Annotated in this window: 29 protein-coding genes and 1 pseudogene; 6 read left to right on the top strand and 24 right to left on the bottom strand. The window is 44.4% G+C overall.

What is annotated here, in order from left to right; genetic code table 11:
- Nucleotides 1-56 precede the first annotated feature (56 nt).
- The 24 genes and pseudogenes from rpmJ to KCV09_RS13855 all read right to left on the bottom strand — a co-directional run bounded on the left by rpmJ (nt 57) and on the right by KCV09_RS13855 (nt 11,688).
- On the bottom strand, nt 57-173 hold the full coding sequence (rpmJ, locus tag KCV09_RS13970) for a 50S ribosomal protein L36 (RefSeq protein WP_000867907.1): 117 nt from the start codon (nt 171-173) through the stop codon (nt 57-59).
- 20 nt (nt 174-193) lie between these two features.
- Nucleotides 194-1,513, bottom strand: a complete 1,320-nt coding sequence (secY, locus tag KCV09_RS13965) for a preprotein translocase subunit SecY (protein ID WP_171063726.1) — start codon at nt 1,511-1,513, stop codon at nt 194-196.
- Nucleotides 1,514-1,558: 45 nt separating this feature from the next.
- On the bottom strand, nt 1,559-1,999 hold the full coding sequence (rplO, locus tag KCV09_RS13960) for a 50S ribosomal protein L15 (RefSeq protein ID WP_004934550.1): 441 nt from the start codon (nt 1,997-1,999) through the stop codon (nt 1,559-1,561).
- A 3-nt stretch (nt 2,000-2,002) separates the two neighbouring features.
- Nucleotides 2,003-2,179: a 50S ribosomal protein L30 gene (gene rpmD / locus KCV09_RS13955; protein WP_004924142.1), complete on the bottom strand. Its 177-nt coding sequence runs from the start codon at nt 2,177-2,179 to the stop codon at nt 2,003-2,005.
- A 6-nt stretch (nt 2,180-2,185) separates the two neighbouring features.
- Nucleotides 2,186-2,683 (bottom strand): 30S ribosomal protein S5, encoded by a 498-nt coding sequence (gene rpsE / locus KCV09_RS13950; protein ID WP_004657688.1) that lies wholly within the window; start codon nt 2,681-2,683, stop codon nt 2,186-2,188.
- 2 nt (nt 2,684-2,685) lie between these two features.
- Nucleotides 2,686-3,036 (bottom strand): 50S ribosomal protein L18, encoded by a 351-nt coding sequence (rplR, locus tag KCV09_RS13945; RefSeq protein ID WP_004924139.1) that lies wholly within the window; start codon nt 3,034-3,036, stop codon nt 2,686-2,688.
- Nucleotides 3,037-3,050: 14 nt separating this feature from the next.
- The gene (gene rplF / locus KCV09_RS13940) at nt 3,051-3,584 is read right to left on the bottom strand and encodes a 50S ribosomal protein L6 (RefSeq protein ID WP_004934548.1); all 534 of its coding nucleotides are present in this window, start codon (nt 3,582-3,584) and stop codon (nt 3,051-3,053) included.
- 13 nt (nt 3,585-3,597) lie between these two features.
- Nucleotides 3,598-3,993, bottom strand: a complete 396-nt coding sequence (rpsH, locus tag KCV09_RS13935) for a 30S ribosomal protein S8 (RefSeq protein ID WP_004934546.1) — start codon at nt 3,991-3,993, stop codon at nt 3,598-3,600.
- Nucleotides 3,994-4,006: 13 nt separating this feature from the next.
- Entirely contained in the window at nt 4,007-4,312 is a 306-nt protein-coding gene (rpsN, locus tag KCV09_RS13930; protein WP_004934544.1) for a 30S ribosomal protein S14, read from the bottom strand.
- Nucleotides 4,313-4,321: 9 nt separating this feature from the next.
- Nucleotides 4,322-4,858, bottom strand: coding sequence for a 50S ribosomal protein L5 (rplE, locus tag KCV09_RS13925; protein ID WP_004934541.1), 537 nt, complete (start codon nt 4,856-4,858; stop codon nt 4,322-4,324).
- A gap of 17 nt (nt 4,859-4,875) precedes the next feature.
- The gene (gene rplX / locus KCV09_RS13920) at nt 4,876-5,196 is read right to left on the bottom strand and encodes a 50S ribosomal protein L24 (protein WP_004924123.1); all 321 of its coding nucleotides are present in this window, start codon (nt 5,194-5,196) and stop codon (nt 4,876-4,878) included.
- A gap of 9 nt (nt 5,197-5,205) precedes the next feature.
- Nucleotides 5,206-5,574 carry a 50S ribosomal protein L14 gene (gene rplN / locus KCV09_RS13915; RefSeq protein ID WP_004924120.1) on the bottom strand — a complete coding sequence of 123 codons (369 nt, stop codon included), beginning with the start codon at nt 5,572-5,574 and terminating at the stop codon, nt 5,206-5,208.
- 90 nt (nt 5,575-5,664) lie between these two features.
- On the bottom strand, nt 5,665-5,922 hold the full coding sequence (gene rpsQ / locus KCV09_RS13910; RefSeq protein ID WP_004657679.1) for a 30S ribosomal protein S17: 258 nt from the start codon (nt 5,920-5,922) through the stop codon (nt 5,665-5,667).
- Complete coding sequence (gene rpmC, locus KCV09_RS13905; RefSeq protein ID WP_004934539.1) at nt 5,919-6,116, bottom strand: 50S ribosomal protein L29; 198 nt, start codon at nt 6,114-6,116, stop codon at nt 5,919-5,921. Before rpmC ends, rpsQ begins: the two co-directional genes overlap by 4 nt.
- Nucleotides 6,116-6,529, bottom strand: coding sequence for a 50S ribosomal protein L16 (gene rplP, locus KCV09_RS13900; protein WP_004934537.1), 414 nt, complete (start codon nt 6,527-6,529; stop codon nt 6,116-6,118). The genes rpmC and rplP overlap by 1 nt, the downstream gene beginning before the upstream one ends.
- Nucleotides 6,472-7,285: pseudogene (gene rpsC, locus KCV09_RS13895) on the bottom strand (30S ribosomal protein S3); the annotation flags it as partial. The gene rplP and the pseudogene rpsC, both read right to left, overlap by 58 nt.
- Nucleotide 7,286: 1 nt before the next feature.
- Nucleotides 7,287-7,616: a 50S ribosomal protein L22 gene (gene rplV / locus KCV09_RS13890; RefSeq protein ID WP_001982638.1), complete on the bottom strand. Its 330-nt coding sequence runs from the start codon at nt 7,614-7,616 to the stop codon at nt 7,287-7,289.
- An 11-nt stretch (nt 7,617-7,627) separates the two neighbouring features.
- A complete protein-coding gene (gene rpsS, locus KCV09_RS13885; protein WP_004281508.1) occupies nt 7,628-7,903 on the bottom strand; it encodes a 30S ribosomal protein S19 in 276 nt (91 codons plus the stop codon).
- Nucleotides 7,904-7,916: 13 nt separating this feature from the next.
- Complete coding sequence (rplB, locus tag KCV09_RS13880) at nt 7,917-8,741, bottom strand: 50S ribosomal protein L2 (protein ID WP_004924105.1); 825 nt, start codon at nt 8,739-8,741, stop codon at nt 7,917-7,919.
- An 11-nt stretch (nt 8,742-8,752) separates the two neighbouring features.
- Nucleotides 8,753-9,073 (bottom strand): 50S ribosomal protein L23, encoded by a 321-nt coding sequence (gene rplW, locus KCV09_RS13875; RefSeq protein WP_004924102.1) that lies wholly within the window; start codon nt 9,071-9,073, stop codon nt 8,753-8,755.
- Nucleotides 9,070-9,672 (bottom strand): 50S ribosomal protein L4, encoded by a 603-nt coding sequence (gene rplD, locus KCV09_RS13870; RefSeq protein ID WP_004924100.1) that lies wholly within the window; start codon nt 9,670-9,672, stop codon nt 9,070-9,072. The genes rplW and rplD overlap by 4 nt, the downstream gene beginning before the upstream one ends.
- A gap of 11 nt (nt 9,673-9,683) precedes the next feature.
- Nucleotides 9,684-10,322: a 50S ribosomal protein L3 gene (gene rplC, locus KCV09_RS13865; RefSeq protein ID WP_004934532.1), complete on the bottom strand. Its 639-nt coding sequence runs from the start codon at nt 10,320-10,322 to the stop codon at nt 9,684-9,686.
- A 59-nt stretch (nt 10,323-10,381) separates the two neighbouring features.
- The gene (gene rpsJ, locus KCV09_RS13860; protein WP_004725677.1) at nt 10,382-10,693 is read right to left on the bottom strand and encodes a 30S ribosomal protein S10; all 312 of its coding nucleotides are present in this window, start codon (nt 10,691-10,693) and stop codon (nt 10,382-10,384) included.
- Between the two features lie 263 nt (nt 10,694-10,956).
- Nucleotides 10,957-11,688 carry a type 1 glutamine amidotransferase gene (locus KCV09_RS13855; RefSeq protein ID WP_004934531.1) on the bottom strand — a complete coding sequence of 244 codons (732 nt, stop codon included), beginning with the start codon at nt 11,686-11,688 and terminating at the stop codon, nt 10,957-10,959.
- Nucleotides 11,689-11,857: 169 nt separating this feature from the next.
- Between KCV09_RS13855 and KCV09_RS13850 the strand changes: the two genes are divergently transcribed.
- The 6 genes from KCV09_RS13850 to KCV09_RS13825 all read left to right on the top strand — a co-directional run bounded on the left by KCV09_RS13850 (nt 11,858) and on the right by KCV09_RS13825 (nt 17,977).
- Complete coding sequence (locus KCV09_RS13850; RefSeq protein ID WP_076033072.1) at nt 11,858-13,051, top strand: PLP-dependent transferase; 1,194 nt, start codon at nt 11,858-11,860, stop codon at nt 13,049-13,051.
- Nucleotides 13,052-13,071: 20 nt separating this feature from the next.
- A complete protein-coding gene (locus KCV09_RS13845) occupies nt 13,072-14,622 on the top strand; it encodes a helicase HerA-like domain-containing protein (protein WP_151809011.1) in 1,551 nt (516 codons plus the stop codon).
- A gap of 94 nt (nt 14,623-14,716) precedes the next feature.
- Nucleotides 14,717-15,478, top strand: a complete 762-nt coding sequence (locus KCV09_RS13840) for a globin domain-containing protein (protein WP_212515291.1) — start codon at nt 14,717-14,719, stop codon at nt 15,476-15,478.
- Between the two features lie 105 nt (nt 15,479-15,583).
- The gene (locus KCV09_RS13835) at nt 15,584-16,012 is read left to right on the top strand and encodes an RrF2 family transcriptional regulator (protein ID WP_025095666.1); all 429 of its coding nucleotides are present in this window, start codon (nt 15,584-15,586) and stop codon (nt 16,010-16,012) included.
- 86 nt (nt 16,013-16,098) lie between these two features.
- Nucleotides 16,099-16,920, top strand: coding sequence for a ribosome biogenesis GTP-binding protein YihA/YsxC (gene yihA, locus KCV09_RS13830; protein ID WP_004934518.1), 822 nt, complete (start codon nt 16,099-16,101; stop codon nt 16,918-16,920).
- Nucleotides 16,921-17,029: 109 nt separating this feature from the next.
- Nucleotides 17,030-17,977 (top strand): metal-dependent hydrolase, encoded by a 948-nt coding sequence (locus KCV09_RS13825; RefSeq protein ID WP_171495282.1) that lies wholly within the window; start codon nt 17,030-17,032, stop codon nt 17,975-17,977.
- The last annotated feature ends 14 nt before the right edge of the window (nt 17,978-17,991 follow it).

The following is a 17,991-nucleotide window of genomic DNA, read 5'->3' as shown; positions in this document are numbered from 1 at the left end:
TTGAGGGGCGGATATTAACCTAATTAGCCTACTGAAATCAACAGGTCTTGATCAGATTAACCTTGACGCTGCTTATGACGAGGTTCTGCGCTACAAATTACGCGAATTACCCCATTACGACGGATAACTTTACAGCTACCACAAATTTTCTTTACAGAAGCTTGTACTTTCATGATGAAACCTCTAAGTGCGCTTATCCCTTAGGATGAGCAGTCGTTTTTCTCATTAACGTTTGATTGTCATATTGATGAGACGTGAGATGTGCTTGCAATTGAGCCATAAAGTCCATCACCACGACCACTACGATCAGCAACGATGTACCGCCCAAATGGAACGGAATACCGAATGAATTCTGTAGGATCATTGGCATCAAACACACCACAGTAATATAAATTGCACCAATAAACGTCAAACGATTAAGAATATGATCTAAATAACGAGCCGTTTGCTCACCTGGGCGTATACCAGGTACATATGCGCCGCTACGTTTTAAGTTTTCTGACACTTCTTTCGGACTGAAAACCAGTGCCGTGTAGAAATAACAGAAGAAAATAATTAACGTACCGAACAGCATTAAATACAACGGCTGTCCAGGCGATAACACGAGTGCCAAATCTTGCAAGCTACGCTTTACAATACCCGCATTCGGATCTGCACTACCTAACCATTGACCCAAGCTCGCTGGAAATAATAACAATGAGCTGGCAAAAATAGCTGGAATTACACCGGCCATATTAATTTTCAATGGCAAATGCGTTTGCTGTGCAGTGAATATCCGGCGACCTTGTTGCTTTTGTGCATAGTTAACAGGAATGCGTCGTTGTGCTTTTTCGATAAACACAATTGCTGCAAGGACAGCAAGAGATAACAAGGCAAATACGGCAATTCCAATTAAACTGCCCTGCCCATTTTGGACAGAAGTAAAGGCCTGAATTACCTGATTGGGTAACCCTGCAACAATTCCTGCAAAAATGATCATCGAGATACCATTACCAATACCACGTTCGGTAATTTGTTCTCCCAACCACATTAGGAACATCGTTCCAGCAACCAAAGAGGTTACCGCAGGAACATAAAATGCTAGTCCGGAAGTCAGCGTAATTCCCTGACTAATCAGACCAGCACACATCCCTACACCTTGCACGAGTGCAAGAAATAAGGTGCCATAACGCGTGTATTGATTAATTTTGCGCTTGCCTTGCTCGCCTTCTTTCTTTAAAGCTTCTAGCGAAGGAACGACCGTAGACATTAACTGCACGATAATCGATGCTGAAATATACGGCATGATCCCTAGTGCGAGAATTGACATACGTTCTAATGCACCGCCAGAGAACATATTAAATAAACCCAAGAAGGTTCCTTCATTGGCTTTAAAAAAACGTGCTAGCGCTACATTATCAATACCCGGCAACGGAATATGCGCTCCTAGTCGAAAGACCAGCAATGCACCAATCAAGAACATTAATCGGCGAATAATTTCACGGTATTTCACGTGAAACGGCTGTCCTTTCATCATGTTGACATGACCTGAAGAACTAGGAGACATAGACACTCGGCATTACTCCTCGACTTTACCGCCAGCAGCTTCAATTGCAGCTTTAGCGCCTTTAGTCAAAGCAACACCTTGCACAGTAAACGCGCGAGTTACTTCACCAGAAAGAACAACACGTGCACGAACTTGGTCACGACGAACAACGTTCGCAGCTTTCAAAGTTTCAAGGCTAACAACTTCGCCTTCCACTTTGTTGAGTTCAGATAAACGCACTTCAGCAGTTTTCAAAGCGATTTGGCTAGTGAAACCGAATTTAGGCAAACGACGATAAATCGCTGTTTGACCGCCTTCAAAGCCTGGGCGTACACCACCGCTCTTACGTGATTTTTGACCTTTGACACCACGGCCACCAGTCTTACCAACGCCAGAGCCGATACCACGACCTAAACGACGGTTGTCACGTTTTGCACCTTCTGCAGGTGCAAGTTCATTTAAACGCAGAGTCATGGTTTACTCCTCTACACTAACCATATAGTAGACTTTGTTGATCATACCGCGGTTTGAAGGAGTATCTTGTACTTCTACCGTATGACCAATACGACGCAGACCTAAACCTTGTAGGCAAAGTTTGTGATTTTTCAAACGATGCGAAGCAGATTTGATCTGGGTAACTTTAATCGTTTTCATGATTGATTACCCTTGAATTTGTTCTACTGAAAGACCACGTTTTGCAGCAACTTTCTCAGGAGATGTCATATCACGCAAACCTTTAAAAGTCGCGTTTACTACATTCGCAGCATTCGTAGAACCATAACATTTAGCAAGTACGTTATGTACACCAGCAGCTTCTAAAACGGCACGCATAGCACCACCAGCAATTACGCCAGTACCTTCAGAAGCAGGTTGCATGTACACACGGCTTGCGCCATGACGAGCATTCACAGGGTGTTGTAGAGTAGTACCCGCAAGGTCAACTGTAATCATGTTACGACGAGCAGCTTCAAGTGCTTTAGAAATAGCAGCTGGAACTTCACGTGCTTTACCACGACCAAAACCTACACGGCCATTTCCGTCGCCCACAACAGTCAATGCTGTGAAAGAGAAAATACGACCACCTTTAACAACCTTGGCTACACGATCAACGGCAACCAGCTTCTCAACGAGACCTTCGTTTTGTTCAACTTTCGCCATGATTAGAACTCCAAGCCGCCTTCACGAGCAGCATCAGCCAAGGCTTTGATACGACCATGATATTTAAAACCAGAACGGTCAAACGCAACTTTAGTAACACCAGCTGCTTTAGCACGTTCAGCAATTAAAGCACCTACTTTAGTAGCCGCTTCAACGTTACCAGTAGTACCACTACGCAATGATGTATCCAAAGTAGAAGCTTGCGCTAAAACTTTGCCACCATCTGCTGAAATAACTTGTGCGTAGATGTGACGCGGCGTGCGGTTTACACACAAACGAGTCGCACCCAACGCACGGATGTGCAAGCGTGTGCTTTTCGCACGACGCAAACGGGATTGTTTCTTTTCGTTCATAAGAACCTCGCGCCTTATTTCTTCTTAGCTTCTTTACGAAGAACAACTTCATCCGAATAACGAACACCTTTACCTTTATACGGCTCTGGTGGACGGTAACCACGGATTTCTGAAGCAACTTGACCTAGTAACTGCTTGTCTGCAGACTTCAAAATAATTTCAGTCGCAGTTGGAGTTTCAGCAGTTACACCTTCAGGAAGGCTATACTCGATTGGGTGAGAAAAACCGAGGTTAAGGTTAATACTTGCACCTTTAACCGCAGCTTTGTAACCAACACCAATCAGTTGTAACTTACGTTCGAAGCCTTCGTTAACACCTTTTACAAGGTTGTTTAACACAGCGCGAGCAGTACCAGCTTGCATCCAAGCGTCTTTAGACTCTTTAACTGGAGCAAGTTGAAGTTTACCTTCTTCCTGTTTTAGCTCGACCAGCGCATGCAGGTTGAAAGACAATGTACCTTTAGTGCCTTTCACTTCGACCTGCCGGCCGTTCTGAGTAACTGTAACACCGTTAGGTACAGTTACTGGGGCTTTAGCCACACGAGACATGAGGAATCACCTATTAAGAAACAAAAGCAATAACTTCACCACCGATACCTGCAGCACGTGCAGCGCGATCAGTCATGATGCCTTTGCTTGTAGAAACAATTGCAATACCCAAACCTTGCTTAACGCTCGGTAGTTTATCTTTACCGCGATATTGGCGAAGGCCTGGACGGCTTACGCGCTTCACAGTTTCGATAACTGGTTTGCCTTCAAAATATTTTAAAGTCAAAGTTAAAGTCGCTTTAGCTTCTTCTTGCGCAACTTCAACGTTAGAAATATAACCTTCTTGTTGAAGTACGTTTGCAATTGCAACTTTTAACTTAGAACTTGGCATAGAAACAGATTGTTTCTTCGCCATTTGTGCGTTACGAACACGTGTTAGCATGTCGGCAACGGTATCTTGCATACTCATCTATAGTCGCCCCTTACCAGCTTGCCTTAACAACGCCTGGTACATCACCCTGCATTACTGTGTCACGTAGTTTGTTACGGCTTAAACCGAACTTACGGAAGTAACCATGAGGACGACCAGTTAAACCACAACGGTTACGAAGACGAACAGGAGATGCATTACGTGGCAATGCCTGTAACTTTAACATCGCTTCAAAACGCTCTTCGTCGCTTGCATTTACGTTTGCAATCGTTGCTTTTAATTCAGCACGTTTTGCAGCGTATTTAGCAACAGTTTGTTCGCGTTTTAATTCGCGATTAATCATACCTTTCTTAGCCATATCGACCTCTTATTTGAACGGGAAGCCGAATGCACGCATAAGCGCACGGCCTTCGTCATCGGTGCGAGCAGTGGTAGTAATAGTAATATCCATACCACGAATACGATCAATCTTGTCAAAATCGATTTCAGGGAAAACGATTTGCTCTTTCAAACCCATCGAGTAGTTACCACGACCGTCGAATGATTTCGCTGAGAAACCACGGAAGTCACGGATACGAGGGATTGCGATCGAGATCAAACGGTCCAAGAATTCGTACATTTGTTCGCCACGTAAAGTAACTTTACAACCGATTGGCCAACCATCACGGATTTTGAAACCAGCGATTGATTTACGTGCAAGTGTAACTACTGGTTTTTGACCAGCAATAGACTGCATATCTGCTACAGCGCCGTCTAATAATTTCTTATCAGTTGCAGCTGCACCAACACCCATGTTTAGAGTGATTTTTGTAATGCGAGGAATTTCCATCACATTCTTAACGCCAAGTTCTTCTAATAACTTAGCTTTAAGTTCTTCGTTGTAACGTGTTTTAAGTCTGGCCATTGCCGTTTTTCAACCTATTACTTCGCTACCGCCACTGATTCACCATTTGATTTATAAACACGAGTTTTCGCGCCATTTTCATCAACTTGGTAACCAACACGGTCAGCCTTTTGGGTTGTAGCATTAAAAACTGCCACGTTTGAGATATGAAGCGAAGCTTCCTGAGTAACGATGCCGCCTTCAGCGCCAGTTACACGGTTCGGCTTTTGATGCTTCTTCACTAAGTTAAGGCCTTCAACCTTAACGCGGTCTTCAGAAACAGACAAAACAGTACCCTGTTTGCCTTTTTCTTTACCTGCGATCACGATAACCTGATCGCCTTTTTTAATCTTAGCCATGATTGCCTCTTATAGAACTTCAGGAGCCAATGAAATAATTTTCATGAACTGTTCAGTACGAAGTTCACGAGTCACTGGTCCGAAAATACGGGTGGCAATCGGAGCTTTGTTGTTGTTTAACAATACAGCTGCATTGTCATCAAAACGGATTACAGAACCGTCTGGACGACGAATACCGAACTTTGTACGTACTACAACAGCATTCATCACGTCACCTTTTTTAACACGGCCACGTGGAATTGCTTCTTTTACAGTAACTTTAATAATGTCGCCAACAGAAGCATAACGACGATGTGAACCACCTAGTACTTTAATACATTGTACGCGGCGTGCACCACTATTGTCTGCTACGTCGAGCATACTTTCGGTTTGAATCATTGCCCTACTCCAAAACCGAGCAACACCGGTCACAATTTCGAAAGGCTCAAAGAGTACTCGAAATTGACCGATGATGCAACAAGAACCTAATTACTCAGCAGCTGCTTCAACAACTTCAACCAAAGTCCAAGCTTTAGTTTTAGAAATTGGGCGGCTTTCTTTGATGGTCACTAGGTCGCCAAGTTTAGCAACGTTGTTCTCATCATGAGCGTGTAATTTTGTTGAACGGCGGATTGATTTGCCATACAACGGGTGTTGAACGCGGCGTTCGATAAGGACAACAATTGACTTGTCCATTTTGTCGCTTACTACTTTGCCGGTTAACGTGCGGACTGTTTTTTCACTCATTGTCCGTTCCCCTGTTTTTCGGTAAGGAGTGTCTTGATACGAGCAACGGTTTTACGAGCAACTTGCACTTCGTGCGATTTACCCAATTGACCAGTCGCTTTTGCCATACGAAGACGGAATTGGTTAAGCTGTTGCTCATCAAGCAAAGCTTTCAACTCTTCTACCGACTTTTCACGTAGATCTTTAGTTTTCATTACATTACCGTCCGAGTCACGATAGTGGTTTTAAACGGAAGTTTAGCAGCAGCAAGCTTGAATGCTTCAGTTGCCAACTCGTCGTTCACACCTTCAATTTCGTACAGGATCTTACCTGGTTTGATCTCACAAACCCAGTACTCCACATTACCTTTACCGTTACCCATACGAACTTCTAATGGCTTTTCGGTGATTGGCTTGTCTGGGAATACGCGGATGAAGATTTTACCACCACGTTTAATACGACGGCTAATAGTACGACGCGCAGCTTCGATCTGACGCGCAGTCATACGACCACGTTCAGTCGCTTTAATCGCAATCGAACCAAATGATACTGTACTACCACGATGTGCAAGACCAGTGTTACGGCCTTTTTGCACTTTACGGAATTTGGTACGTTTAGGTTGCAACATGGATTATTCTCCCTTGTCAGCAGCACGGTCTGAACGACGACCACGACGCTCTTGACCTTCACCACGACCACGACCGCGTTTAGCTGGACGCTCTTCTTGTGGTGCAGGGTTCATGACTTGTTTCATGCCACCCAAGATTTCACCACGGAAAATCCAGACTTTAACACCAATCGTACCGTAAGTTGTTTCAGCACGCATAGTTGCATAGTCGATGTCCGCACGAAGCGTATGTAGAGGTACACGACCTTCACGATACCATTCTGTACGAGCGATCTCTGCACCACCTAGACGGCCAGAAACTTCAACTTTGATACCTTTCGCACCAGCACGCATGCTGTTTTGTACCGCACGCTTCATTGCGCGACGGAACATTACACGCTTTTCTAGTTGAGAAGCGATTGCTTCAGCAACAAGACGTGCGTCTAAATCTGGACGATCGATTTCATTGATGCTTACTTGCGCAGGAACACCCATGATAGTGGTAAGTTCGCGCTGTAATTTCTCGATGTCTTCGCCTTTTTTACCGATGACGATACCAGGACGAGCAGTGCTAATCGTTACTTTAGCAGCGCCTGTTGGACGTTCGATAAGAATATTGCTGATCATCGCGCTCTTAAGTTTTTTAGTCAAAAACTCACGAACTTGAAGATCTTTAAGCAAGTATTCAGCGTATTGTTTCGGATTCGCATACCAGTTAGCGTTATGACGTTTCACAACACCTAGGCGGATACCGATTGGATGAACCTTCTGACCCATATCAAACCCCTACCTTAACGGTGATGTGACAAGTACGCTTAGTGATACGATCTGCACGGCCTTTAGCACGTGGCATAATACGTTTAAGGCTCATGCCTTCATCAACGTAAATCGTAGACACCTTAAGGTCATCAACATCTAAACTGTTATTGTGTTCAGCATTTGCAATTGCAGATTCCAAAGCTTTTTTCACTAGAACAGCAGCTTTTTTGTTGCTGAAGTTCAAAATGTTAAGCGCGTGAGCAACAGATTTGCCACGGATTAGGTCTGCAACCAAACGTGCCTTTTGTGCCGAGATAGCGGCACCGCGTAATTTAGCAGTTACTTCCATCATGACACCTATTAACGTTTAGATTTCTTGTCAACGCCGTGACCACGATAGGTACGAGTTGGCGCGAATTCACCGAGTTTATGACCAACCATATGTTCAGATACGATTACTGGAACATGGTTACGGCCATTGTGAACAGAAATTGTTAGACCAACAAAGTCTGGAAGGATCATCGAACGACGAGACCACGTTTTGATCGGCTTACGGTTGTTTGCAGCAATAGCAGCTTCAACTTTAGCGAACAAATGCGCGTCGACGAACGGACCTTTTTTTAATGAACGAGGCATTAGTCAGATTCCTTTACTTGACGCGACGATCGCGGATAATCATCTTAGTCGTACGCTTATTGGTACGTGTCTTGTACCCTTTCGCTTTTTGACCCCACGGGCTTACAGGTTGAATACCTTTGTTACGCCCTTCACCACCACCGTGCGGGTGATCTACTGGGTTCATCGCCATACCACGAACGGTAGGACGAACACCACGCCAGCGCGACGCACCAGCTTTACCCAATGAACGAAGGTTGTTTTCTTGGTTAGAAACTTCACCAATTACAGCGCGGCATTCAACATGGATTTTACGCATTTCGCCTGAACGTAGACGAACGATTGCGTAAGAACCATCACGACCCAACAACTGAACTGAAGTACCAGCAGAACGTGCTAATTGAGCACCTTTACCGATTTTAAGTTCAACGTTGTGAAGTGTAGAACCGATTGGCATGTTACGAAGTGGCAAGCAGTTACCTGGACGAATTGGAGCATCGTTACCAGATTGTACTTTATCACCAGCGCGCAAGCCTTTAGGTGCGATGATATAACGACGCTCACCGTCAGCATACTTCAACAATGCGATGTGTGCGGTACGGTTAGGATCGTATTCAATACGCTCTACAACTGCAGGAATACCATCTTTGTTACGTTTGAAGTCTACAAGACGGTAATGCTGCTTGTGACCACCACCAACGTGACGAGTGGTAATGTGACCGTTGTTATTACGACCACCAGTACGTTTTTTAGCTTCAACCAACGCTGCAAAAGGCTTACCTTTGTGAAGGTGGCTATGAACCACTTTTTCAACAAAGCGACGCCCTGGAGACGTTGGTTTGCATTTTTGAATCGGCATAATTTTCGTCCTTATTCCGCTGCGCTTTCAGCGGTATCGCCCAAGTCAGCCATTTCTACATCTTGGCCAGCTTTCAGGGTGACGTATGCTTTTTTAACATCAGAACGACGTCCTAATGTTTTACCAAAGCGCTTCGATTTACCTTTAGTGATCGTCGTGTTTACTTTAAGCACGTCTACACCAAAAAGTTTTTCAACTGCTTTTTTGATTTCAAGTTTAGTTGCATTGATATCAACTTTGAACACTTGAACACCAGCAGTTTCGCCTAAAACTTGTGCCTTTTCTGAGAAGACTGGTCCTTTTAGGACTTGATAGATACGTTCGTTGTTCATCCGAGTTCTACCTCAATTTTCTTAGCAGCAGCTACAGACATCACAACTTTATCGAACGCGATCAAGCTAACAGGATCGATTGCAGTTGCATCAACCACATCTACATGTGGAAGGTTACGTGCTGCAAGATATAGATTCTCATCTACAGCATCAGTAACGATTAATGCACGAGCAGCATTCAAGTCGTTCAGTTTAGCAAGCAATTCTTTAGTTTTAGGAGCTGCAACAGCAAACTCTTCAACCAATACAAGACGATCTTGGCGAACAAGTTCAGCTAAGATACATTGCATTGCACCGCGGTACATTTTACGGTTTACTTTTTGAGACCAGTCTTGTGGACGAGCAGCAAATGTTTTACCGCCGCCAACCCAGATTGGGCTACGAATAGAACCAGCACGTGCGCGGCCTGTACCTTTTTGACGGAATGGCTTCTTACCACCACCAGATACTTCTGCACGAGATTTTTGAGCACGAGTACCTTGACGACCACCAGCTAAGTAAGCTGTAACAACTTGGTGTACAAGAGCTTCGTTAAATTCACGTCCAAAAGCAACTTCAGACAACTCAACAGCAGAGCCGGAAACAGTTTTTAAATTCACGTTATTTCCCCTCAGGCCTTGATCGTAGGACGAACGATAACGTCGCCACCAGTAGCACCAGGAATCGCACCTTTAACAACGAGAACTGAACGCTCTGCATCGATAGATACAATTTCAAGACCTTGTACTGTTACGCGTTCGTCACCTAGGTGACCGGCCATTTTTTTGCCTTTGAACACGCGTCCAGGAGTTTGGTTTTGACCTGTAGAACCTAAAACACGGTGAGAAACTGAGTTACCGTGAGTCGCGTCTTGGGTACGGAAGTTCCAACGCTTAACACCACCTTGGAAACCTTTACCTTTTGATTGACCAGTTACGTCAACAACTTGACCAACTGCGAACAAATCAACACCAATTGTACCGCCAACTTCACGACCTTCAAGCTCAGCTTCAGTTACGCGAAACTCTTTAACCAAACGACCAGCAGCAACACCCGCTTTCGCGAAGTGACCTTTCTGAGCATTAGTTACGCGAGATTCACGACGTTCGCCAGTAGTAACTTGAACCGCTTGATAACCATCAGTTTCAAGCGTTTTAATTTGAGTGATACGGTTAGGATCAACCTCAATCACTGTAACAGGCACAGAGACGCCGGCATCTGTAAAGATACGGGTCATACCGCACTTGCGGCCGACTAAACCAATAGCCATGTGTGTAACCTCTAAAAAAGCAGCTTAATTAATGCCAGGCACTAATTAACCCGAAAGCCTTAACCCAATGCGATCTGAACATCAACACCAGCTGCAAGATCCAATTTCATCAATGCATCAACAGTTTTGTCTGTTGGTTGAACGATATCGATCAAACGTTTGTAGGTGCGGATTTCGTACTGATCACGCGCGTCTTTGTTTACGTGCGGTGAAGTAAGAACGTTGAAGCGTTCGATGCGAGTAGGCATCGGGATTGGACCACACACTTGTGCGCCAGTACGCTTAGCGGTTTCTACGATCTCTTGAGAAGATTGATCAATTAAACGATGATCAAAAGACTTAAGACGGATACGGATTCTCTGGTTAGACATACCAGTAAACTCCAAGCCAAAAATATATAAAGAATCACCCTTGACGCACCTCACCTAATGGTAAGTGTCAAAGGCAGTGAAAATCACTAAGGTCACGATCGATGCCGCGACTGTCATGCATTTACTACGTTTTCCGCAGCAAATGCCCCATAATTTGGGGTGGCTCATTATAACGATTGTTTAAGTCTTATGCAATTCTATTTCTGGTTTTTTTCATAAAATTTGGGCTTTTTTTGTTTTTATTGATGCCCCTACCGATGCAATCAAGATGCCTCTAATACATATTCAATCGCTTGGTTGAGTAATTGATTACCTTCTTGAAAATACCCGCGCCGAGAATTCTTAAGCTCTGCCAGATTGCTGATAATATCGCCTGTTAAGTGACCAACATGCTCATCATCTTCTAGGAACAACTCAAGTGTCTGTGGGGTAATTTCGGGGTGAAACTGAAAGCCCAAAACATTTTTGCCAATCTGGTACATTTGGTTACGACAAATTTGATTTTCTGCCAAATGCACTGCACCTTTGGGAATTTCAAAGCATTCGTTGTGCCACTGCAATACATTGACGCGCTCGGGTAATTGAAAACACGTTGCTGGAATATTATGCACGCGCTGTACTGTGGTCCAGCCGACTTCATGATAGGCGCTATGACTTACCGCAGCGCCTAAAGCACTGGCAATCAGTTGCCCACCCAAACACAAGCCAATAGCTGGTTTTCCTGCCGCAAGATAGCGCCTGATCCAACGTTTTTCAAGCTTGAGCCATGGATAATTGGCTTCGTCATTCACACTAATATTCCCCCCCATAATAATGAGCAGGTCGACATCTTCTATTTGTGGCAACGCTTCAATTTCAAGCGCCGAATCGGCTGGCAAGGCAAAAAATTCGGTTGCAGTAATTTTGGCGTGGTTCGACTTAAGAAATTCATAGCAACTTCCGAACCCTTCACCAGCAATATGCTGAAAATAATGCACTTTTAAAAACGGCTTCATGCGCAATTCAAACCTATATTGTTGTTAGTATCAAAGAGGGTTGTGCAAAATTGAAGCCAACTTAAATGAAAATTGACACTTTCAAATAAAAACCAACAAAACACGCAAAAACTGGCGTAATTGCTTAATTTTTTTTACTCTAGTTCAAATTCCATTACGATTTTGCACCATGTCTGACAATAAAAAAACGCAAACTGCACTGATTCATGCGCCACGCAATGCACCGCAGTATATTCATAGCATCCAACCTCCCCTGTTTCGTGCATCAACCATTATTTTCCCAAGTACGGCGCACCTTTTTGATCGCCATTGGAGCGATCCCTATGACTATAGTTATGGAACTCATGGCACACCCACTACATTTACGCTCGGTGATCAACTGGCACAGCTTGAAGGTGGACAGTTTTGCTTACTGGCACCGAGTGGTCTCTCGGCGATTAATTTAGTCAATTCGACATTTTTAAGCCAAGGTGAAGAGGTCTGGGTGCCAGATAACGTTTATGGACCAAACATAGAGCACCTAAAAAATTTGCAACAGCGTTACGGTATTCATGTGCGAATCTATAATCCGATTGACGCAGACAGCTTCGTACCCAGCGCAGCAACCAAGCTCCTTTGGCTTGAAGCAGCAGGCTCGATTACCCTTGAGTTTCCAGATTTAAAAGCATTATTAAAAAAGGCCCAAGCTGCTCAGGTTATCACTGCTTTGGACAATACATGGGGAGCTGGTTTGGCGTTTAACGCTTTTGATATTGGCGATGAACATCTCTCGGTCGATGTAACAGTACATGCCCTGACCAAATACCCCAGTGGTGGAGGCGACATCTTAATGGGCAGCGTAATCACCCGCAGTAAAGCCTTGCATGATCGACTTTTTAAAATTCATGCCAATCAGGGCATTTGTGTGTCGGGTGATGATACAGCACAGATTATACGCAGTTTGCCGCATATGGCGCTGCGTTATCAACAGCAGGCCGATCACGCACGCACTTTAACAACGTGGCTGCAACAGCAAACGCAATTTACACAAGTGCTCCATCCTAGCCTTGCCAGCAGTCCGGGACATGTCTACTGGAAAGAGGTATGTACTACAGGGCAAAGTGCGGGTCTGGTCAGTGTAATTTTTGACTCCAAATATGATTTGGCTGCGATTCGACGTTTTTGTGATGCATTAACGCTTTTTAAACTGGGGTTTAGCTGGGGAGGCCCAATGAGTCTGGTCATGCTTTATGATCTGAAACAGATGCGTCAGTTAGATACTACACATTTACAACAGGGTTTACTGGTTCGTTTTTGCATAGGACTGGAACATCCGCAAGATTTAATTCAAGATATCCAAAACGCACTACAACAACTTGAATAACAATCACCAGAGGACAACCTATGGGAACACCAATCATTATTGCAAAAAACAGCCGTGATCCTTCACAAGAGATTGTTTTACATTCCGAGTTTGCCAATCGGCATGGTTTGATTGCCGGCGCAACCGGAACAGGAAAAACAGTTACTTTAAAAGTATTGGCAGAAAATTTTTCACGGATTGGTGTCCCGGTTTTTTTGGCCGATGCCAAAGGTGATGTATCAAGTATCGCCAAAGCTGGTCGCAGTAACCCCAAATTTGAACAGCGCTTACAACTCTTAGGCCTTGATCAAATTCCATTTGCTGCCTCTCCCACTGTATTTTGGGATGTGTTCGGTCAGCACGGGCACCCTATTCGAACCACCATTTCCGAAATTGGGCCGCTGCTTTTAGCACAAATGCTCAATCTGAACGACACCCAAGAGGGCGTGTTATCGGCAGTATTTAGAATTGCTGATGATCAAGGATTGCTGCTCATCGATTTTAAAGATTTAAAAGCCATGCTCAGTTATGTCAGTGACAATGCTGCCGATTTAAAAGCCGAATACGGTAATTTATCGCCTGCCAGTATTGGGGCAATTCAGCGCAATTTATTGGCCTTGGGCGATCAGGGTGCCGAGCAATTTTTTGGTGAACCCAGCTTAAATATTTTGGATTTTATTCAAACCGATGCTCAAGGCCATGGCTACATCAATCTGCTTGCCGCAGATCAGCTCATGAACTCACCAAAACTTTATGCCACCTTTTTACTGTGGATGTTGTCCGAACTGTTTGAACAACTGCCTGAAGTCGGCGATGCGGACAAGCCTAAACTGGTGTTCTTTTTTGATGAAGCCCACTTGCTGTTTGACAACGCCAGCCCTGCCCTACAACAGAAAATTGAGCAGGTGGTCCGTCTGATTCGCTCTAAAGGGGTTGGGATATACTTTATTACCCAAAATCCACTGGATTTACCAGAAAGCGTACTTGGCCAGCTGGGTAATCGTGTCCAGCACGCCTTACGCGCCTTTACTCCTAAAGATCAAAAAGCGGTAAAAACAGCCGCCGATACCTTTCGGGCCAATCCAGATTTTAAAGTCGATCAGGCCATTACAGAACTGGCAGTTGGAGAGGCCCTGATCAGTTGTCTCGACCAACAAGGCACACCTCAAATTGTACAACGTGGCTGGGTTATGCCACCCTACTCATCGTTTAGCCCGCTCAGTGATGAAGAACGTCAGGCGCTGATGGCGCAGAGTTTGGTGGCGGGTGTGTATGAAAAGATGGTCGATCGTGATAGTGCATATGAAATGCTGCAACAAAAAGTCAGTGATCGGCTTGAGCAAGAGCAGGCGCAAGCTGAAGCTGCGCAGCAAGCCAAACAGCAGGAAGCTTTAGCAAAACAGCAGGCCAAAGAACAAGAGCGCTTAGCGCGTGAACAGCAAAAAGCCGATGAAAAAGCTCAGCGTGACCGTGACAAACTGACTCAAGATGTGCTGGGTACATTTGCTAAAAGTGCAGCACGCACTCTGGGCGGACCAACCGGCCAGAAACTGGTTCGTGGCTTGCTCGGCTCACTGTTTGGAAAGCGATAGATCTTTATTTTTATCTATTTTTAAAAGGTATATTGAAAATGCACTTTATAAGATGTATTTTAAATACATCTTATAAACTACAAGTGGTCGTATCATGACACCTGAGCACATTCAACTCATTCAATCCACAGTCCCGGTCTTACGTGAGCACGGTGTTGCATTAACCCGTTATTTCTACGCACGCATGTTAAAACAACATCCGGAACTTAAGCATATTTTTAATCAAGATCATCAGCAAACTGGACGTCAGCCCCGTGCTTTGGCCGCTGCGGTACTGGCCTATGCCGAACACATTGAGCATCCGGAAAAATTAGCCAAAGCTGTCGAGCGCATTACCAGCACCCATGTTCGTCTAGACATTCAACCTGAGCATTATGCAATTGTAGGTGAGCATCTTTTACATTCGATTTCTGAGGTATTGAACGTTCCCTTTGAATCTGAACTGATCTTGGCGTGGCAACAGGCTTATCAACAATTAGCAGATCTTTTGATTTGTGTTGAGCAAGAAAAATATCATCAGCTAGCCGCACAACCGGGTGGCTGGGCCGGATGGCGTGAGTTCAAAATCGTGGATATTCACACCGACGATGAAGGCAAGATTTTTAGTATCGCGGCAGTCGACACCCATCCACTTCCTGACATTCAGATCCCTTCATTGGTTACTGTTCGGGTAAATGTTCCAGAGTTAGGTTTAAAACAACCCGAACAATTTCCATTGCATCGCATTCAAGCAGCAAGCCATATATGGGCATTTAAAGTCAAAACACCAGAAGACGCTGCAAATCATCACGTCGCAGATCGTCTTTTAAATGCCTATCAGGTTGGAGATGAACTGCATCTGAGTGCTCCTATTTAAGGGTCTAAAATTCACAGATGAAATCCGTACTGTCTTCGTCTCCACGTTTCTTTCTGAGGACTTTCAGGCTAAGATGGGCTTTTTCTTCTGTTGTCTTTGCGGATCATGCAACTCAATAAATTTACCGATTATGCACTGAGGATTCTGATGTATGTTTCACGCCCCAGTGAATTCCCGTACACCATTGCCGATATTGCAAAGGATTTGCATGTCTCACAAAATCATCTGGTTAAAGTGGTTCACTTTATGGGAAAACAAGAGTGGATCATTACAACACGGGGCAAAGGTGGAGGATTACGTTTAAATCCCAAAGCGCTAGAGATTCGACTAGGGCATATTGTGCGGATTCTTCAAGGTGATCACCAGATTGTGGAATGCCATGAACCACCTTGCGTCATGCGTGCGCATTGCGGTCTAAAAGGTATTCTAGATCAAGCGCTTGAGCAGTTTTATGTGTCACTCGATCAGCACACGCTGCGTGACGTTTTAAACGCACCACCAACCTACTCGCCAATCGCCTTTGTGGCACTATAGCGCAAAACACGGCGTATTCGATTCGCTAGATGTCGAGACTTCCTTTATAATGGCTCGTGTATTTATCATTGAAAAAGTTAAGCTCTATGCATCGCTATGCGAAATCCAAAGATACCAAGGCCAAACTCGCACCTAAAGAAAAAATTAGTTATGAGCGTAAAGCCGATCCTGCGATTACAGAGTATTCAGTTAAATCCCTGAATTGGTTGCGTAAAGCTGAATTTCTGATGAGTGCACCGAAACTTTCGCTGTGTGTAGAAGATACTGGTTACGAAATTGCATTTGCAGGCCGATCAAATGCAGGTAAATCGAGCGCGATTAACACACTCACCAATCAAAAACAGCTCGCACGTGCCTCTAAAAGACCTGGACGCACGCAGATGATCAACTTTTTCAGCTTGGGTAATCCAGATCAACGTCTCGTCGACTTACCTGGTTACGGCTATGCAGCAGTTCCAGAAGACATGAAACGTGTCTGGCAAAAAGAGCTGGAAAACTATTTGATCCATCGTAAAAGTTTACAAGGCTTGGTGTTGTTGATGGATATTCGCCATCCCCTGCAACACTTTGATACCATGATGCTGGAATGGGCGCATGCACGTAAATTATTTGTACATATTTTACTGACCAAAGCCGATAAATTAAATCGTGGCCCCGCCAATACCGCGCTCTTGGACGTAAAGCAATCTTTGAAAAAAATGAAGCTTAACTTCTCGATTCAGCTATTTTCATCACTGAACAAGCAAGGACTTGAAGAGCTCGCCAGCGTCATGGCTGGTCGTTTAAACTTCACCTTGAGCGAAGAACAACATTTTGATTTAAGCGCAATTCCTGAAGTCTCCGATGCAGATTTGGATATCGAGACAGATTCGGAAGATGATGCTGAACAATCGCAAAAAAATGATTAACATCATCACCAAATGACAATGGAATGTCCCGTATTGCAAAGCAATGTATCGGGGCATTTTTTTATACTCAAATGCATGCATTGTTCTGTTTAGAACAGATTAGGACATGATTATGAGTATGTTGTCATTTTTAAAAAAGAAACTTCCCGGATCGTCTATTGATTATCGTATTCAACCGCGAAAAGTAAAATTTGTTTGGCAAAACACACCCGTTGACTGGATTCCAAACCAACCGTTTGCAAGCTACTTTATTAATGAAATCAATAATATTTTGCCCGCTGGTGAATTCTGGTTTTGTCGTCTTTATAACAAAGTTTTACCGCAAATTACCGACGAAAAGCTCAAACTCGACGTACAGGCGTTTATACGCCAAGAAGCCATGCATGCCAATGCACACCAGTCGGCCAATAAAGAATATCTCTCCGCACGCCACATTGATATTCAGCGCAATCTGGATATCATGAATGTTGTATTCACCAAAGCACTGGCAGACAAGCCTTTTAACTTGACCGTTCCGGCTGCACTTGAAAAGCACTGGGACTTGTTTCGCTTAGGTGTAATCGCAACCGTCGAGCACATGACCTGCGTATTGGGCAAATATGCGCTTTATAACCAGAAATGGCAGCAGTTGGGCGCCGATCCTGAAATGCTCGATTTAGTGAAATGGCATGGTGCAGAAGAAATCGAGCACCGTACCGTGGCTTTTGATTTGTATCGACACTTAGGCGGTGGCTATATTGCACGCTATTATTTAAGTGTTGCCGTGATTATTGGTGTGCTTGGACTTTGGGTAGATGGTGCCGCGCACATTATGAAACAAGACCCACGCTTTGCCGAGTATAAACCGAGCCTGTTCCGTCCATGGATCTGGTTAGAATGGTATAAACAAGCGCGTCATGACCATCAGTTATTGCCTAGTCCAATTTGGTTGATTGCACAGCAGATCGACTACTTAATGCCATGGTATGACCCTGTGAAGGAAGGCAGTACAGACGATGCGGTCGCGTATTTGAACCGCTCTCCGGCTGCCAAACGCGCCTTACAAGCTGCCGCATAAAAACCAGATGCTTA

The organism is Acinetobacter soli (assembly GCF_018139125.1).
In the GTDB taxonomy this organism is placed as follows: Bacteria; Pseudomonadota; Gammaproteobacteria; order Pseudomonadales; family Moraxellaceae; genus Acinetobacter; species Acinetobacter soli.
Note: the sequence above shows the minus strand (reverse complement) of the source record. Positions and strands in the feature narration are given on the sequence as shown.